This is a genomic window from Pseudomonas sp. 18.1.10 (assembly GCF_024655625.1).
GTDB lineage: Bacteria > Pseudomonadota > Gammaproteobacteria > Pseudomonadales > Pseudomonadaceae > Aquipseudomonas.
Genome location: NZ_JANLGL010000001.1, coordinates 1 through 14,350 on the forward strand (window position 1 = coordinate 1; position 14,350 = coordinate 14,350).

At 52.4% G+C, this 14,350-nt stretch carries 17 protein-coding genes; 8 read left to right on the plus strand and 9 right to left on the minus strand.

Annotation, left to right across the window (positions count from 1 at the left end; translation table 11 throughout):
- The first annotated feature begins 78 nt into the window (after positions 1–78).
- The 3 genes from NUV89_RS00005 (at position 79) to NUV89_RS00015 (ending at position 3,158) form a co-directional block, all read left to right on the plus strand.
- Positions 79–861 carry a DUF4253 domain-containing protein gene (locus NUV89_RS00005; protein ID WP_257779863.1) on the plus strand — a complete coding sequence of 261 codons (783 nt, stop codon included), beginning with the start codon at positions 79–81 and terminating at the stop codon, positions 859–861.
- Between the two features lie 262 nt (positions 862–1,123).
- Complete coding sequence (locus tag NUV89_RS00010; protein ID WP_257779790.1) at positions 1,124–2,341, plus strand: DUF1444 family protein; 1,218 nt, start codon at positions 1,124–1,126, stop codon at positions 2,339–2,341.
- A 451-nt stretch (positions 2,342–2,792) separates the two neighbouring features.
- Positions 2,793–3,158, plus strand: a complete 366-nt coding sequence (locus NUV89_RS00015) for a histone-like nucleoid-structuring protein, MvaT/MvaU family (protein ID WP_257779791.1) — start codon at positions 2,793–2,795, stop codon at positions 3,156–3,158.
- A gap of 43 nt (positions 3,159–3,201) precedes the next feature.
- Here NUV89_RS00015 and NUV89_RS00020 read toward each other — a convergent pair whose 3' ends face one another.
- The gene (locus tag NUV89_RS00020) at positions 3,202–3,342 is read right to left on the minus strand and encodes a DUF2256 domain-containing protein (RefSeq protein WP_257779792.1); all 141 of its coding nucleotides are present in this window, start codon (positions 3,340–3,342) and stop codon (positions 3,202–3,204) included.
- A 304-nt stretch (positions 3,343–3,646) separates the two neighbouring features.
- Here NUV89_RS00020 and NUV89_RS00025 point away from each other — a divergent pair, with 304 nt between their 5' ends.
- Both NUV89_RS00025 and NUV89_RS00030 read left to right on the plus strand, forming a co-directional pair.
- A complete protein-coding gene (locus NUV89_RS00025) occupies positions 3,647–4,057 on the plus strand; it encodes a phosphate-starvation-inducible PsiE family protein (RefSeq protein WP_257779864.1) in 411 nt (136 codons plus the stop codon).
- Positions 4,058–4,298: 241 nt separating this feature from the next.
- Complete coding sequence (locus NUV89_RS00030) at positions 4,299–4,757, plus strand: Hsp20 family protein (protein ID WP_257779793.1); 459 nt, start codon at positions 4,299–4,301, stop codon at positions 4,755–4,757.
- A 100-nt stretch (positions 4,758–4,857) separates the two neighbouring features.
- Here NUV89_RS00030 and NUV89_RS00035 read toward each other — a convergent pair whose 3' ends face one another.
- From NUV89_RS00035 to NUV89_RS00060, 5 genes are all read right to left on the minus strand, one after another.
- Complete coding sequence (locus NUV89_RS00035) at positions 4,858–5,082, minus strand: DUF2188 domain-containing protein (protein WP_124528245.1); 225 nt, start codon at positions 5,080–5,082, stop codon at positions 4,858–4,860.
- A gap of 22 nt (positions 5,083–5,104) precedes the next feature.
- A complete protein-coding gene (gene ligD, locus NUV89_RS00040) occupies positions 5,105–8,533 on the minus strand; it encodes a DNA ligase D (RefSeq protein ID WP_308220178.1) in 3,429 nt (1,142 codons plus the stop codon).
- 93 nt (positions 8,534–8,626) lie between these two features.
- On the minus strand, positions 8,627–9,733 hold the full coding sequence (locus NUV89_RS00050; protein ID WP_257779794.1) for a Gfo/Idh/MocA family protein: 1,107 nt from the start codon (positions 9,731–9,733) through the stop codon (positions 8,627–8,629).
- 198 nt (positions 9,734–9,931) lie between these two features.
- Positions 9,932–10,705, minus strand: coding sequence for an OBAP family protein (locus NUV89_RS00055; RefSeq protein ID WP_257779795.1), 774 nt, complete (start codon positions 10,703–10,705; stop codon positions 9,932–9,934).
- Positions 10,706–10,854: 149 nt separating this feature from the next.
- Positions 10,855–11,109 carry a DUF6555 family protein gene (locus NUV89_RS00060; RefSeq protein WP_257779796.1) on the minus strand — a complete coding sequence of 85 codons (255 nt, stop codon included), beginning with the start codon at positions 11,107–11,109 and terminating at the stop codon, positions 10,855–10,857.
- Between the two features lie 223 nt (positions 11,110–11,332).
- Between NUV89_RS00060 and NUV89_RS00065 the strand changes: the two genes are divergently transcribed.
- Positions 11,333–11,617 (plus strand): DUF1652 domain-containing protein, encoded by a 285-nt coding sequence (locus NUV89_RS00065; RefSeq protein ID WP_257779797.1) that lies wholly within the window; start codon positions 11,333–11,335, stop codon positions 11,615–11,617.
- A gap of 123 nt (positions 11,618–11,740) precedes the next feature.
- On the opposite strand, the gene NUV89_RS00070 is transcribed toward NUV89_RS00065, so the two are convergent.
- On the minus strand, positions 11,741–12,151 hold the full coding sequence (locus tag NUV89_RS00070; protein ID WP_124528251.1) for a response regulator: 411 nt from the start codon (positions 12,149–12,151) through the stop codon (positions 11,741–11,743).
- Positions 12,152–12,307: 156 nt separating this feature from the next.
- Positions 12,308–12,844, minus strand: a complete 537-nt coding sequence (locus NUV89_RS00075; RefSeq protein WP_257779798.1) for a cupin domain-containing protein — start codon at positions 12,842–12,844, stop codon at positions 12,308–12,310.
- A gap of 204 nt (positions 12,845–13,048) precedes the next feature.
- Here NUV89_RS00075 and NUV89_RS00080 point away from each other — a divergent pair, with 204 nt between their 5' ends.
- Positions 13,049–13,759 (plus strand): glycosyltransferase family 2 protein, encoded by a 711-nt coding sequence (locus tag NUV89_RS00080; protein ID WP_257779799.1) that lies wholly within the window; start codon positions 13,049–13,051, stop codon positions 13,757–13,759.
- 3 nt (positions 13,760–13,762) lie between these two features.
- Complete coding sequence (locus NUV89_RS00085) at positions 13,763–14,011, plus strand: hypothetical protein (protein WP_257779800.1); 249 nt, start codon at positions 13,763–13,765, stop codon at positions 14,009–14,011.
- A gap of 7 nt (positions 14,012–14,018) precedes the next feature.
- On the opposite strand, the gene NUV89_RS00090 is transcribed toward NUV89_RS00085, so the two are convergent.
- Positions 14,019–14,222, minus strand: coding sequence for a hypothetical protein (locus NUV89_RS00090; protein ID WP_374684449.1), 204 nt, complete (start codon positions 14,220–14,222; stop codon positions 14,019–14,021).
- Positions 14,223–14,350: the final 128 nt, after the last annotated feature.

Below are 14,350 nucleotides of genomic sequence, written 5' to 3' on the forward strand. Positions count from 1 at the left end.
ACTATCTTGGCCAATTTGGAGGGCTGTCAGGAGAGGGTGCTGGCCGGACGGTTACCAAAATGGAGCAGGCCACGGTTTATGGATATCGAATTTCGCGGTAACGGCAAGCGTGATAATCCGTCTGTAGGTACATGCGATGAGTACGGCGTGAGCGGGATTACCAGCTTTGACGATCTGACCGAAGCTCGTCGTAAGATTGCTGAGGCGCATCCAGGCTTTAAACCTCTGTTCTCGCTCGATGATCTGCACCAAGCCCGCTACACCTCGGGACATGTGCGCAATAATTTAGGGATGGACGATGCATCGGAGCAGGACATAGCGGGCTTGCCTCCAGAGTGCTTTGAGAATGGTGAATACATAGGCTATCCGACTACGAAAGAGGAGTTCACAATCTGTCTTCGCAATTTCATGACCCTGGTTGCAGCCACGTCTTTCGAGGATGCTTGTACTCATGGTTTGACGCTAGATCAGCAGGCCCTCCAGGAGTGGATCGGTTACCAGAACAACCCTATCTCTCTTCTAGAGCAGCCTCTTTCAGCGCTCCTGGTACCCGTTCAGCAGTCCTGCCAGGCACTCGCGGCTTTTCCGAATGGCTATTTCACTTCGGATCTGGATCCCGCGAAAAACTTTGCCGTTGCGCGTCATTTTTCAGAAGCGCATGGCTATGAGTTGATGGGCGTAGGTGCTTCTTACATCGGCTTCATTCGTGCTGAACCGCCTGATACATCACTTGCTAACGTCGTAGCCAAAGACTTCTGTGCGCTCTATAACACTAGCGATGAAAACCTACAGGGACGTGTTTCCAAAGTTGCGCAGGCGATCTCCGGTCGGACGCATCTTTGGCTCCGTTACGTGGAGTGAGCTTCGTCGCATCCAAAGTCCGGCTGAATAGTTAACAAAGCATGTGAGAGGTCTGGAGCTTTTTGCCGCCTCGTAGGAGGGCAGTATCCACACATCCACTACAATCAGGCACATGATTGGCGCTGCTCGTTTTCCGCTACGTAACGTCAATTTCGTCTGATAGCTGTCGATATGGAGAGCAGCCGTCCCAAGCTCTGAACAAGTTTAAGCCTGCCCAATTCCCGCTGTTTACAATTGCCTGCTGACAAAAAGGATTCTGTACATGCTTTTTTCCCTGCTCGACAAATTCTTCAATCGACCGCTAACTGATGAAGCATTTGCCAAAAAATTTATTGATTCGACTCGTAAAGTTGGCTTCAGCGAGAATCTGAATTTTGAGAAGAACGAGTTCCGCATCCGCCATGGGGATGGATCGTACTTCAATCTCCATAATGCCTTTCGCGACTATCAAAATGCAGACAAAGCACAGAAATCCGCCGTTCTGACAGGATACGTATCGACGCTGTTAGAGGCGGATAGAAAAACCGAGACTGTGTTTGATAATGTCAAAGCACAGCTGCGTCCGGTGATTCGCAACCTTGCCATGCTTGAAGAAATTCGACTGGAACACGCCCGTAAAAATGGCGACAAGCAGTACGATTATGTTTCACAGCCTTTGGGCCGAGACTGCGTTATTCTGCTTGCTGTCGATTCGCCCGAGTCCACTGCCACCCTTACCAATGGCCCCGAAGCACATTGGGGTGTGACGATGGAAGAGGCGGTAAAGATCTCCATCGAGAACCTGCGTGATACGACAAACGAAGCCTTCGGGGAGATTATTCCAGGCCTATACGCGGGGGAGTGGGCGGATGGGTACGACACCAGCAGGGTGTTGTTGCCAGATGTCCTTCAGCGCGTGCCAGTTAAAGGTCGGCCAGTGTTCATGGTGCCCAGTCGAGACGTCCTGATGGTCACTGGAGACAAGGACGAACAGGGAATTCGTCAGATGGTAGAGCTTGCTTTCCAGGCTCTTGAAAGGGGGCGTGCTGTCTCTACCGATATTTACACCTACGAAGGTCGCGATATCATACCGTTTAACTGTGATGATGAAGGGGTCAGCAGTCGGTTGGTTACACTGGAGCATTTGCTGCTGCAGAGTAATTATGCCAATCAGAAAGAGTTGCTCGACAAGCTCAATCTGGAAAAGGGCATCGACATCTTCGTCGCCTCCTACAACCTCTTCCAAATGGCTGACCAACCAAACCAGACGGTATCGATGAGCGCCTGGACAAAAGGTGTGCTGACGCTGTTGCCCAAGACAGATCGCGTCGCGTTGGTTGAACCTGTTGAGGGTGGGGAAGCGACAGTCAAAACCGTCTCCTGGAGTGAACTTGAATCCGAGCTTGGCGATCTGCTGGCTACAGAAGCGGGCTATCCACGTCGCTATCGGACACTGGGATTTCCTTCGGTTGAGCAGCTTAATCGCCTGACTACCTTGTGATCAGTGCTCTACTACTCTGGCGCACTGCAATGGAGGTATCGCTGAGCTGGCAAAGCAGCAGTCGCAATTTATCATTACGATACACTCCCCATTTTGATTGCTTATCCTGGTGGGAAAATTTGGGAGTTTACCGATGTGGGGTTGGTGGCTTCTCTAGCGCTACTGAGTCGGGCCGCAAGATCTGACTGACTTACTTCAGTTGGCGAACCGCTGTGCGCGGGCAGGCTGTGGCGAACCGAGCTCCCGCGTCCCGCCGTATCTCGGCCCTGCGGGCGTCCATCCTTCACGCCTTCGGCTGTGCCAGCCTGCGCGCTCCGCTTGCGTCGGCTACTCAGCGCTTTTCGACGTTCTGTACCCGAGCAGTTTATAGAATCTAAACATTGATACTTCTGCTTCATTCAAGTGTCTATTCTATTGTGACTTGACAGTACCAATTGCTTAGGAAGCTACCATGTCCAAACTCGCAGAATTCCGCCAGCTAGAAAAACACCTCGCCGAACAACTCCAAGCGCTCGAAAACCTCAAGGGTGACGCGGGCCTGAAGCAAGAAATTGAGTTCGAAACGAAGCTGCGCGATTTGCTCGCAAAATATGGCTACAGCTTCAAGGACGTGATCAATCTGCTTGATCCGCAAGCCGGTCGGCGCGCTCCTTTAGCCGCGCCGAAAGCGGGCACGCGCAAGGCCCGCCAGGTGAAAGTCTATAAGAACCCGCACACCGGTGAGATCATCGAAACGAAAGGTGGCAATCATAAAGGTTTGAAAGAGTGGAAAGCTGAACACGGCTCCGATACCGTCGAGTCCTGGTTGACCAAGTAAACCTCGCGTGAACACAAAAGGGGCCCAAAGAGCCCTTTTTTATTCAGGTTTTGGGGGATTTGCTGCGTCTGCAGCGCTCCGAGCAATAGCGTACTTCGTCCCAGCAACGTGCCCATTTCTTTCGCCATGTGAAAGGAAGCCCACAGGTAACGCAGGTTTTGATTGGAAGCTCTGACTTTTTCAAGAGGCGTCCTTGATATTAAGTTCGTGTGCCCCTACTTGGTCAAACTGTGCAACGGTGGGCATCTTAGCCCGCCGGTGTTTGTCTACCCAGCAGGTAAATTGGATTCGGCCCATGCACCAAGAGGCATATTAAGTGCAGATCAACAGGCCTAAAACTCAAGGCAATCGCTATCTTTTCATAAACTGACTTCGAGCGTCTTACATAAGTCCTCCAAGACAAGAGGAGAGAGGTCGTGTCTAAGCTTCATCCAGAAAATCGTGAGAATAATTCGACATTCAAAAACTTTAAAATCCAGTGGGCTTTGATGAGCGCCTATGAACGCTTCGAGCAACTGGTGGTGCTGGCGCTGAGCCTGATCATAGCGCTGGTGATCGTTATCGCCGTGTTGCAGCTTTGCAGGAATGTAGTACCCCTTCTGATAGGGGGAGCCATTGATCCGCTGGATCACAACGCATTCCAAGCGCTATTCGGCTCCATTTTCACGGTACTGATTGCCTTGGAGTTCAAGCATTCGATAGTACGGCCCGCCCTCAGACGAAACAGCGTCGTGCAGGTGAGAACGGTACTGATGATTGCATTGCTGGCCCTGAGCCGAAAATTTGTCATCCTGGATTCGGGCGTTACTCCGGCTTCGACCATCGCGGCGCTAGGTTTCGCGACGTTGGTACTCGGCCTGCTTTGCTCGCTTTTGCGGCACCGCGACCTGTCTGAGTAGAAGCTGCTCCCCAGTAGCTGACGAATTCGCTCGCTGCCGAGGCGTTCTGGCCAGGGAGAATCGGTTCTGACCTGCGCCTGCGCGGCACGGTGTGCCCATAGTTTTACGCCGAGAATTTGATTGGGAAATTTTTCTCGAGACGCCCTTGAAAATGTTTTGGGAGTACCTATTTTCGGTTTTACGCGATGCCGCAAACGGGTCGCGCCTTAAATCACTTGGAGAAAACTCAGGAGATTTTGCTATGGCTACTACTCTTTCTTTGGCCCCTTTGTTTCGTCAGTCTGTGGGTTTTGATCGCTTCAACGACCTGTTTGAATCGGCGCTTCGTAGCGAGGCTGGTAATACCTATCCACCTCATAACGTCGAGAAACACGGTGATGATCAATACCGCATCGTGATTGCAGTGGCGGGTCTTACTGAGGAGGACATAGACATTCAGGTTGAAAATGGCGTACTGAACGTTTCTGGTGGAAAACGTGAAAGCGACGAGAAGGTGACTTACCTTCACCAAGGCATCGCGCAACGGGCCTTCCGCTTGTCCTTCCGGCTGGCTGACCATATCGAAGTGCAAGGTGCATCGCTCACCCGTGGTCTATTGGCAATCGAGCTGCTTCGAGTGATTCCCGAAGAAGCCAAGCCAAAACGCATCCAGATCGGTACGGCCAGCAAGCCAGACCAGCGTCAGGTAAGCCTGCAATAATTTTGTTCAAGGCGCTCTCCGGAGCGCCTTTTTTCATCTACTTTAATCAACCTCAGAGGCGAGCAAGTGGTGGGGTTCAGCACCCCAAGTAATTCGACCGCTAGCCTTTGGTTTTCTTCGGGTCGGCGCTCCGAGGATACGTGCGCTCTTCCTGGATCGTACCGTCTTCCTTATGGATCTTCAGCGATGCTGTTTTTCCATCAAGAAACTCAGTAGCAAGCTTTATGATCTCGACCTTTGTAGTGGCCGTTTTCGACGCTCGTTCTGCGCCTTGCTTCTTTAATGCCCAACCATTTTCAGTGGGCGTGATGTGGTAGTTATCCATCTCATTTCTCCTGCAGTTGGTGCTACTTAAGCCCGATGCGTTTGCGCATTTGGGCCGTGATGGTTTGCTTTGTTTTAGGCATATCAGCCCATGGATCGACGTCCAGCTCGCCTAGACGTTGATGGAGGTTTTGTATGTTCCAGACGTTAGCGCCTTTGATCTCTTTTAGCTCATCTCGGAAGATCGGCACTGACACTGGCAGTCCATCACGAGTACGTGCCGAATAGGCGCAGATCGTAGTCGCGCCCAAGCCGTTGCGCAGATAGTCGATGAAGATCCGTCCCACGCGATTTTTGGGGCCAGAAACTGCAGAGAACCGATCTGGAAGCAGATTGGCGATATGTTTAACAATCGAGTGGCTAAAGCTTTTCACCGTGTCCCAGTCTGCTTTCGGCGTCAAAGGGACGACAATGTGGATGCCCTTACCACCGCTTGTTTTCAGGAAAGATTTAAGGCCTAGTTCATCCAGTACCGTCAATGTCAGCTGGGTCGCCTCCACCATGCTTTTCCATGGCAGAGCAGGATCGGGGTCAAGGTCTAGGATAAATCGATCAGGGCGATGTAGATCCTTGGATACGGCGTTCCAGGTATGCAGCTCAATCGTGCTCATCTGAACCGCGCCTATCAGTGCCTCAATGTTGTTGATCAACATCACAGGGTGACCCGTCTCTTCTTTGCCGATGATTTCGATCCCAGGGATTGCCAGACGCTCTGCATTTTTCTGAAAGAATAGCTCTCCGCCGATCCCGTCTGGAGCGCGCACCAGCGCGACAGGGCGATTTAGTAACTGCGGCAGAAGCCAGTCAGAGATGCCAATGTAGTAATCCGCTAAGTCACGTTTGGTCGAGCCGCTACTCGGGTCAATCACGCGCTGGGGATGCGTGAGTCGGATCTTTGTTGACCCATCGTCGCCGGCTTTACGTTTGGCTTTCACTTCAGTCGATTGGTTTTCTTCTGACTTTCTCTCGACTTCTGGGGCAGGGGCCGGGCGCTCTTCGATGATCGACTTTGCAGGTTTGTCATTGCGCAGGCCCTGGAATACTGCGTGTCTTACGGATCCATCCTTTGTGATTTCTGCAAAGGCGACCTCTGCCAGAAGCGACGGCTTAAGCCAATGCACGTCTTTTGCTTCGAATCCGGTGGGAGGGTTTACGACAGCAGGCTTCTTGGCTTCAAGGGGGGTTAACTGTTCGTAGATCGTATTCAGTGTCACCTGGTTGAATCCAGTACCGACTTTGCCAGCGTATTTGAGCTCGCCGCTGTCTACGTCGTGCAGACCCAATAGCAGAGCCCCGAACTTACTGCGCGAACCCTTTGGCTCGGTATAGCCGACGACTACAAACTCCTGTCGACGTTTACATTTGAGCTTGATCCAGTCGCCGCTGCGACGTGATACGTAGGGACTGCCAACGCGTTTGCCGATGAGGCCTTCCATTTGCATTTGGCAGGCGCTGTTCAGCAGTGCCTCCGGCGTTTCGGCGAAGTCTTCCGAATACCTAAGTACCTCATCCTCACTGCGCTCCAGAACCTTGGTTAAGGCTTCGCGGCGTTGCTCTACCGGCACCTCGCGTAAATCCATGCCGTTGAGAAAAGGCATGTCGAAGAGGTAGAAAATGATGTTGCCGCTGCGGCCTAGCTCAAAGGCATTTTGGAGAGCCTGAAAATCAGGAACGCCTTGCTCATTGGCAACAACCATCTCGCCATCCAGCCAGCCCGATTCCAATGTGAGGCCAGCAATCGCTTCCGCCTGGCGGGGGAGCTTATGAGTCCAATCATGGCCATTGCGAGTGAACAACTGCACTTTACCTTGATCCACCCTAGCCATGATGCGGTAGCCGTCGAACTTGATCTCATATCGCCAATCACCATCCGGGGCGGAATCCACAAGCGTGGCCAGTTCAGGTTTCAGACTATCGGGCAGGTCTGATGGGTGGGCATTGTCTAGCTGTGTGGTTCTCGGCTTAGCGGGCGGAGCAGGGGCCTTCTCGCCAGTTTTTGGTTGGGCCGATTTCCCGGAGCGCTTCTTCTGCACGATAGTGCGCTCGCTGAGTACGCTGTGTGATTCTGCTTTCACGATATCGTAATCGCTTTCTAGTCGAGCGAATTCATCCTGATGTTTGATCAGAAACCACTGCTCCTGTTTGCCAGGGATATGCGTCTTAACCAGGTTCCATATGCCGCCAAGCTTCTCGCCCTGCAACTCAAATTTCAGTCGACCTTTAGCGTAGGCCTCAGCTGGATCAGATAAGGGTTTCCAGATACCGCGATCCCATACAATGACATCGCCAGCGCCGTAATGGCCTTGCGGTATCGTGCCTTCAAACGTTGCGTAGTCGAGAGGGTGGTCTTCGACGTGTACAGCCAGGCGTTTGGATTTGGGATCGAGCGAAGGGCCCTTGGGCACTGCCCAACTTTTCAGGGTGCCGCCAAGCTCAAGGCGAAAATCGTAATGCAGCCGAGTCGCGTCATGTTTTTGTATGCAAAACTGCAGCGCAGCCGGTTCAACGGTTTTGTTCTTTGCTGGCTTACGCTTTGTTGCGGTACCCGACGGTTCTGAGGTCGCATCGAAATCACGCTTACGATTGTATTCATCAAGGGTGTTACCGGTTTGCGTTGCTGCTTGCGCGTTGCCTGGGTTTTTCCTTGGCTTCCTTTTTGACCTGGTTTTTCGAGATGAGATCTCAATCCATGTCGGGGCGTGATCGCTGGCATGCTCTTCGCCCCTAACCCATGCATCCACGCCGGCGTTCTTCAGGTGGGGAGCAAGCACCGGGTTCAGCAGAAGATGGTCGATGCGCAAACCAGAATTTTTCTGCCAGTGCTGGCGGAAATAATCCCAGAACGTATAAACCCGCTCCTCCGGATAAAGGTGCCTCACAGAGTCGATCCAACCTTGGCTCAACAGCCTTTGGAAACATTCACGGCTTTCCGGCTGAAGGAGGGCGTCCTTGAGCCATGAGCGGTTGTTGTAGATATCAAAGTCGGTGGGCACAACGTTGTAGTCACCTGCGAGCACAACAGGGTGTTCGCTGGCTTTTAGTGTTTCTGCATGCGCAATCAGATGCTCAAACCACCTGAGCTTATAATCGAATTTTGGCCCCGGTTGCGGATTTCCATTTGGGAGATACAGGCACCCGACGATCACCCCATGGACAGCAGCTTCTAGGTATCGAGACTGCGTGTCGTCTTCCGCCCCTGGCAGGCCTTTGTGAATCAGAAGGGGTTCGGAGTCGCGCGCAAGAATGGCCACTCCGTTCCATGCGGCTTGGCCATGGTGGAGCGAACCATAGCCAGCCGCCTCAAGATCGCCCGCCGGGAAAGCTTTATCCTGAGCCTTCAGTTCCTGCAGACATACAATGTCCGGTCGCTCCTTCTCAAGCCATTGCAGAAGGTTAGGCAAGCGCGCTCCTATGCCGTTGACGTTGAATGTGGCGATCTTGAGGTTTTGCATTGCCCGAACTCCTCAACTTACCTAATGATTCTTAGGGGTTCACACGTGCGCGGCTTTTTTGCACTGTTCACCCTGTACGTCATGGGTGTCTCCTCATTCAGTGGGCGATTCTGTGTCAATGTAATCGGGGACTTTGGCGAGCTCAAAGTGGCGCTTTTGGTCGGAGTTCGGTACTGGCTTATTAGGTAGGGGATCAAGCTTCTGAGTTTGGCCAGTCGCCAAGGCTCGTTCCACTGCTAGCAAAACCCGAACGTCCCTAAAGCCTTCTTCACCACTTGGCTCTGGTGCCAAATTATTCAGGATGCAGTCGGAGAAGTAAGCTGTTTCCCCCGCGAACTGGTCAACCACGGGATGCGAGTGCTCATGGGTTTGATCGCCGATAGTGGCGCGGTAGGTGATACCTACACCCTCGCCGTAACCGAAACAGGGAGATGCTTCGATTTCGCCTTCAGTACCAATGAGCTGGAAACGTTCGCTGCTTGGAAGGGTGTAGCTGATGGTGAATTGCGCCATGCGCTCTTCGGAAAACCTAAGGCACACGCTCACCGTATCAGGGGTTCCCAATTTACTGCCGGGTGCAGTCGTACCGACCGCGCTGACCTCGATGGGCTCATCACCAAATAGCTGTCGCACCATATTCAGCGGGTACGGCCCCATGTCCAGTACGGGGCCTGCTGCAAAGCCGTTCTGCATCCGATGATTCGCTGGTTTCACTGTCTGCGTGAATGTGGACGTGAACAGGCGAGGTCGCCCGAAGTCGCCGGAATGCACGCGCTCGATCATTTCCAGAGTGCCTGGCTCAGAGTGTAGGCGGTAAGCAATCATAAACTTTGCATTCGAGCGTTGCGCCGCTGCGAGCATCGCTTCGCAATCATCCTCGTTCGCGGCCATCGGCTTTTCCAACAGCACATGTATGCCTGCTTCCAAGGCGGGTACTACAAATTCACGGTGCAGGAAGTTGGGCGTAGCGACGTAGACGGCATCAATTTCACCGGATGCCAACAACTCGGGGTATTGCGAATAGCTGTAGCTTTTCAGGTCGTAGCGTTTGGCGAGCTTGTCTGCCTTGATTGGGTCACCCGTTACAAGGGCAGTCATGACGGAATTTTCTGTCTGTCCGATCCCTGGCATAAAGGCACCTTGGGAAATCGATCCGCCGCCGACCACTGCGTAACGAATTTTGCCGTTCAAATCGGGCATGTGAGCCTCCTTGTGTTTAGGCAATCAACGTGTCGCCTGCTAAATGTCGGCCATCGTAGAAGCCTGGAGTTCCATCTACGTGCAGATGGAAACCAGGTACCGATTCAAAATTGTCATTGCAGGCGACGTTTTTCGGGAGCCTACGAGCGAGCGCCGTCGTCAATGGCTGGAGCCATTACGCCAATACCAGTGATGAAATCAGTGTTGATGAGGTGTGTTCGTCGGATCCACTATCTGAAAAACCTCACCCTGACTCCACGCATCCGCGCCTGGCGCAACGACGGGCGTCGGTATGTCCGCTCGAGCTTTTTTCTTCTGCGCGCTATCCAACCTGAATCGACGATCCCGATCTGCAACCATCTGTGGATCCGCTTGCCCGTCTGCTGTAAAGCCCATCATGAGCTGAGGAACGCCAAGGGGCAGGTCTTTATTGAGGTCGGTATGCCAGGTATGCCACGTCTTGCCGTAGGTATGGACGAGTTTTTCCATCAATGCATGCTCGGCTACCTCAGGGATCCCAGGCGCTACGAGCTGACCTGATTTCACTTCGTGAACATGACTGTGCCAAAGCGCTTGTTCGGCTTTGGGAAGGCCTGCGAACAATTGTTCGCTGATGATGTACTCGACCCCCATCAGCTTGGCGTCCTTACGATTGCCATCGTAGATCACGCACTGGATAACTTCCTCATTGAGGATAGCGCAGTAATGGTGGGCCTCCATCTGGGCTTCCATGTGGCCGTTATAAAAATGGAAGCCGTCCAGGTACGCATTCAATGCGTCTATCGGAGGGCGTGATTGAAGCAAGGCCGCGCCGGCATCAAGGGACTGCGTGGCGGGCGATTTGATATCGCCAGGAGCAACAACATTGGAGTCCGAGTTATTGCCTGCGCAAGCAGTAAGCAAAGCGATAAAGACTGCGAGAAGGATTGGGAAGACTGCTTTGAAAGCAGCCCGATATATGACGCTGTTCATTGACGATTCCTTTCTATCAATTATTCCAAACGAGACGGTTTCGAAGCTGTTTTGAGATTCTTAACTGGCCGCAGTGAGAGAGTGAGATCCACCCCGCGCTCCGTCTCTTGCTAATGACAGCAACTGGCTGTGCTGCACCCATCCTGAGTTCACGGTGTAGCGATTTCAGTCCAGTTAGGTGCTGCAGACTCCTTCCATCTCACGTCTGAAAGGCCATACTGCTCAGCCTGCGGTTTCGACACTAGCTTCAAAGGAGGTCGACCAGGTTTGGGAATTGGAGAGATACCGGCGTCACAGCTTGCCCAGTGCCAGGCATCTGCATTGCGCATCATTTTGGATCGAATGATGATTGACTTTCGCTCGCCGTGGAGCTGGTATTCGATGATGTAGAGATCAGTATTCATAAAGCCTCCGTAACGTCCATAAGGATCGATTCGTTGCATTAGGAAAAATTCAACTCCCTTTTGGCTATTTCGAACGCGTATGGCGTTTTATGAATGTGCGTCACCCAAATCGAAGGTTAAACGGTTCACTTGGAAAAAAATCCGGGCGAGTAAGCACTTTTACGCTACGCGGCTACTCTCAATTGAGCCCTGATTTTCAACGTTGGCTGAAGGAGCCCCTCTGATGATTTCCGCGCTTGAGCTTAGACATATTATTGAATGCGGTTTTCTGCCGCTGTCTTGCCATTGCACCGTCAACCCTGACGGGTCGTTGATGATCAAAGTATTCGAGCCGACCTCTGGTCGTGTTGACCTTCTAGTCACCTCAGTAACAACCAGCGGCCTGAACTCAAGTCGCGCAATCGCGAATTTGATCGGGGAGCTGCGCAGTGAGATGACAGAGCGTTCAGTGAGTTTTTCTAAAACAGCCATCGATGAGGGCAGGAAGCCTGAGTTCGTTTCAAAATAGAGAGCCCAGACGAATCAAGGCCCAAGGTGCTGCTAGGGGCTCGCTCTGGGCAGGAAATCGGGTTTCGGGGCTACTATTTCCCAACCGGAGCAGTGAGCCTGGCGTCTTTAAGGAAGGATATACTCAAGTCTTCCTGAGTGGATGACCAGGCTGTAGTAAGGCAGCTACAGAGATAACCAGTTCGTCCAAAGACCACGGTTTGTGCAGATAGATTGTCGCGGGTGGGATAGTTGTGAGATCAAGGGCATATCCTGAAGTAAGAATCGCTTCAATTGATGGCCACTTGCCTCTAACCATTTCAATAAATTCTGTTCCCTGAATCTGCCCAGGTACGCCGTGATCCGCAATCACCATACGACATTTCTCGTGAGCCTGAAGTAGATAGGTTAGGGCATCATCAGCTGAATCGAACTGCCTTACTGTCGCTCCAATTTCAGAAACAATGTCTACCATCAGCAGCCTTAGCGTGGGATCGTCTTCTACGACGACTATTTCTCCTTGGATCGGTAATAGCCCTTCCCAATTTACTTTCACTTTTAAATGCCCTTAGCCGAGTTATATTCAGCGTTTCCGAAGTCATTCTGAGTGTATTCGCAAACCCCAGTTCTGCCCCGGATCATTAAATTTTAGACAATAATTTTTCTCAGTGCTACAGGCGACCGGCTTTGCTTGGGCTTTTCGCCTAGTAGCCTATTTAGGCTGTCCAATCGCCCAGTGCTTGGTCAACCCACCATCCTTACCAAGAACTGGGTCATGTTCGGGAAATGGCAGGGTAGCGATATTCTCAAGCTGCGCTTCGCTAGGAGCTTCACGTCGAATATCTGCGTGCTGGCCAGGTGGGTAGGCACCCACGACGAGAAAGTCTGCGCTAGACCCGAGATTGCAATGACCCGTCCCAGCCGGAAGCAGCAGTACATCTCCTTTTTTCACCTCTACGACTTGCCCATCGGGCCCGCCCAACATTAAGCGTGCTTGGCCACTCACGACACCTAATACCTCATGTCCTTCGGTGTGATAGTGATGGTAGCCGAAGACACCGTCTCGCCATTGGGGAGGCCAGCCATGAGCTGAAAATATCTTTTCAAAAAGTGCTGCCGGATCGTTACCAGTCACAGAGATCGCACTTTCGTAAATGATGACCGGGAGGCGGCGGTTATTGGGTACCCAGTCATTTGGATTGAGCATAAGGGTCTTCAAGGTACTTGCCACTTGGCGAGTATTTTTCATGGAGGCATCTCCCCGGTGGACAAATACATTGCTTGAAAGATATGAACGGAGGGCGGCATGTTCGTTCCTACTTGCGATTGGGCCGAATAGGATTTCATGCCTCACTGTAGAATTGGTCGAAGTCGCACATCCAGATACTTTAAACCTTCTGCATGAGCGCAGTGTCGATTGCTGGAGACACTGTGCCAGGCTGAGGGAATGTCAATGATAGGGATCGTGATACCTGCCCATAACGAAGAACGGCTTATGGGCGATTGCCTGGACGCCATGGTGCTTGCCGCTGAGCATCCTTCTCTTCAAGGGCAACCGGTTGAGATACTCGTCGTATTGGATCATTGCTCCGACAACACGGGAGCAGTGGTAACAGCGAAGGGGATAACGTCGGTAGATGTCTGCTTTCGAAACGTGGGTAAGGCAAGAGCCGTTGGGGCTGAGCAGTTACTTAAAGCAGGTGCTCGGTGGCTCGCATTCACGGATGCCGATACCGTTGTACCGCCTGATTGGCTAGCGCGCCAGATTGAGTTTGGAGCCGACGCGGTGTGCGGAACGGTTGAGGTGGACAGCTGGAGTGGACATGGAGAGGCTGTTCGTACCAAGTACCTCGCGCTATACCAGTTCATCGAGAATCATCGCCACATCCATGGGGCCAATCTTGGACTGAGTGCCGAGGCCTATCGGAATGCTGGCGGGTTCCAGCATTTGATTGCGCACGAAGACGTTCAGCTGGTTGCAGACCTCGAGAGGATTGGCGCGCATATCGTCTGGACAGCCACCAACCCTGTGATCACCAGTGCGCGCCGGGACTATAAGTGTAGTGGTGGATTTGGCGACTATCTGGCTTCCCTTATGCCTCCCAATACGCACATTGGAGCCGAGCCTTTCATAAGTCCTGATTCAAGCCTCGGAGCGGGGTGACCTTTGGACTTGATCGATTGGGTGCAATGGCCCGCTATGGTCGTGACCGTCATCTCGGCTTGGTTTATCGGATCTCAACAACCGCGCCGACGCATGATTGCCTTTTGGGGGTTCATCCTCAGCAATGCGTTATGGGTTGTATGGGGATGGCACACAAATGCTTTTGGATTAATCGTGCTTGAGTGCATTCTGCTAGGCATGAACGCACGCGGGTTCAGGAAAAATCAACGCGGAAGGCAGACCTCAGGATGAATCCCCATTACTGGTTCTGAAAGTTCTTTTTAAAGCCGCGCAGGTTCATCGAACAGAGGCAGACCTGCAGTACGATCAATGCGTAGGCCCCAGCGTAAGCACCCCAAATGACCCAAAGAACATTACTCAAAGTGAAGCAGAAGAACCCCGCCATTCTTCTCGCGGGGCGTTGAGAGCCGATAAGCCACGCCGCGATAACTGTCACTGCCATAGCTGGCCACTGCACCCAATCCAGATAACTCAAGATCACTCCTTCAACCTCTTGGCGGTTTAAAAGAGAGAGGAGCAAATTGGCGAATGATTCAGATTTTTTGCAGGGCGGGATTCGTCACCATTCGT

What these genes read in the sequence shown, in the direction of transcription:
- NUV89_RS00015 (WP_257779791.1), top strand. Translation starts at nt 2,793, where the DNA reads ATGTCCAAACTCGCAGAATTCCGCCAGCTAGAAAAACACCTCGCCGAA.
- NUV89_RS00010 (WP_257779790.1), top strand. Translation starts at nt 1,124, where the DNA reads ATGCTTTTTTCCCTGCTCGACAAATTCTTCAATCGACCGCTAACTGAT.
- NUV89_RS00055 (WP_257779795.1), bottom strand. Translation starts at nt 10,705, where the DNA reads ATGAACAGCGTCATATATCGGGCTGCTTTCAAAGCAGTCTTCCCAATC.
- NUV89_RS00065 (WP_257779797.1), top strand. Translation starts at nt 11,333, where the DNA reads ATGATTTCCGCGCTTGAGCTTAGACATATTATTGAATGCGGTTTTCTG.
- NUV89_RS00060 (WP_257779796.1), bottom strand. Translation starts at nt 11,109, where the DNA reads ATGAATACTGATCTCTACATCATCGAATACCAGCTCCACGGCGAGCGA.
- NUV89_RS00075 (WP_257779798.1), bottom strand. Translation starts at nt 12,844, where the DNA reads ATGAAAAATACTCGCCAAGTGGCAAGTACCTTGAAGACCCTTATGCTC.
- NUV89_RS00035 (WP_124528245.1), bottom strand. Translation starts at nt 5,082, where the DNA reads ATGGATAACTACCACATCACGCCCACTGAAAATGGTTGGGCATTAAAG.
- NUV89_RS00080 (WP_257779799.1), top strand. Translation starts at nt 13,049, where the DNA reads ATGATAGGGATCGTGATACCTGCCCATAACGAAGAACGGCTTATGGGC.
- NUV89_RS00005 (WP_257779863.1), top strand. Translation starts at nt 79, where the DNA reads ATGGATATCGAATTTCGCGGTAACGGCAAGCGTGATAATCCGTCTGTA.
- NUV89_RS00025 (WP_257779864.1), top strand. Translation starts at nt 3,647, where the DNA reads ATGAGCGCCTATGAACGCTTCGAGCAACTGGTGGTGCTGGCGCTGAGC.
- ligD (WP_308220178.1), bottom strand. Translation starts at nt 8,533, where the DNA reads ATGCAAAACCTCAAGATCGCCACATTCAACGTCAACGGCATAGGAGCG.
- NUV89_RS00050 (WP_257779794.1), bottom strand. Translation starts at nt 9,733, where the DNA reads ATGCCCGATTTGAACGGCAAAATTCGTTACGCAGTGGTCGGCGGCGGA.
- NUV89_RS00090 (WP_374684449.1), bottom strand. Translation starts at nt 14,222, where the DNA reads ATGGCAGTGACAGTTATCGCGGCGTGGCTTATCGGCTCTCAACGCCCC.
- NUV89_RS00030 (WP_257779793.1), top strand. Translation starts at nt 4,299, where the DNA reads ATGGCTACTACTCTTTCTTTGGCCCCTTTGTTTCGTCAGTCTGTGGGT.